Here is a 1409-nt window from a genome sequence, read left to right as displayed (position 1 = left end):
TGCTGCTTCATGCGACCTGTCCTTCCGGTGGTGGCGTTCCGCCGACGAGCACGGCGCGTATCCCGGCAGCGACCCGGCGCCGCAGGCTGAGCTCCCGAGCTGGCCAAGCTGGGCGTGCCGGCCTGGCTGGACCGTCAGCTCGACCCGGCGAAGATCGACGACTCGGCGCTGGACGCGCTGCTCACCCGCCTGCCGCTGGCCGGTGCCGACATCGCGACGGTACGCGCCAAGCTGCCCAAGCACTCGTACGAGGCGTTCGGCCAGCTGGGCCGGGCCACGGTGGCCCGGGCGATCTGGAGCAACCGGCAGCTGTTCGAGACCACCGCCGCGTTCTGGGCCAACCACCTGCACATCTCGGCGCCGTCCAGCGGGGTCTGGGACAGCCGCAGCGACTACGACAAGACGGTGACCCGCAAGTACACCTTCGGGCGCTTCGCGGACATGCTCAAGGCCTCGGCCCGGCACCCGGCGATGCTGACGTACCTGGACAACCGGTCGTCGACCAAGACGCTGCCGAACGAGAACTACGCGCGCGAGCTGATGGAGCTGCACACCGTCGGCATGATCTACACCGAGGCCGACGTGCAGGCCGCCGCCAAGCTGCTCACCGGCCTGACCGTGACGACCGCGGGAACGTACACCTACACCGCGGCCAAGCACGCGACCGGCGCCGTCCGCATCCTGGGCTTCAGCCACACGAACGCGACCGCCGAGGGCGGCGAGGCGGCCGCGCTGGCGTTCCTCGACTACCTGGCCAAGCACCCGGCCACGGCCGAACGGCTGGCCACCAAGCTCTGCCTGCGCTTCGTCGCCGACGAGGCCCCGGCCACCCTGGTCGCCAAGCTGGCCAAGGTCTACCTCGACAACGACACGTCGATCGGGCCGGTGCTGCGGGCCCTGTTCACGTCGCCGGAGTTCGCCGCGTCGATCGGCCAGAAGGTCCGTACGCCGTTCGAGGACCTGACCGCCACGGTCCGCGCCCTGGGCCTGGGCCCGGAGACCTCCGGCGTGAAGGCGCTCGACGCGCTCTACAACAACCTGGTCAACGCCGGGAACGCCCCGTTCCGCTGGAGCCCGCCGAACGGCTTCCCGGACGTGGCCGCCGCCTGGGCGTCACCGTCGGCGTTCCTCATGCGCTGCAACAGCCACTTGAACCTCGCCGCCGGCTGGTACCCCAAGCAGCTCACCCGTCCCGCCGACCTGCTCACGTCCCTCGTGCCGGTGCTGCCCAAGACATACGGGGCGCTGGTGGACGCGCTGGCCCGGCGGCTGGTCGGCACCCCGCTGCCCGCCGATCACGTGGCGGCCGTGCTAAGCGTCGCGGGCAAGCTGCCGACGAGTTCTCTGACCAGCAAGGAGTCGGTCGCCGGGAGTCTGCCGTACCTGATCGCTCTCGTCCTCGACTCGCC

General features: G+C 70.9%; 1 protein-coding gene. It reads left to right on the top strand.

What is annotated here, in order from left to right; translation table 11 throughout:
- Positions 1–114 precede the first annotated feature (114 nt).
- Positions 115–1409, top strand: a 1295-nt coding sequence (locus AB0C29_RS48425; protein ID WP_360835127.1) for a DUF1800 domain-containing protein, incomplete at its 3' end; no start/stop codon positions are given.

The organism is Actinoplanes sp. NPDC048791 (assembly GCF_040650095.1).
GTDB lineage: Bacteria > Actinomycetota > Actinomycetes > Mycobacteriales > Micromonosporaceae > Actinoplanes.
The sequence above is the reverse complement of the archived record's forward strand: the minus strand, read 5'-3'. Positions and strand labels throughout refer to the sequence as shown.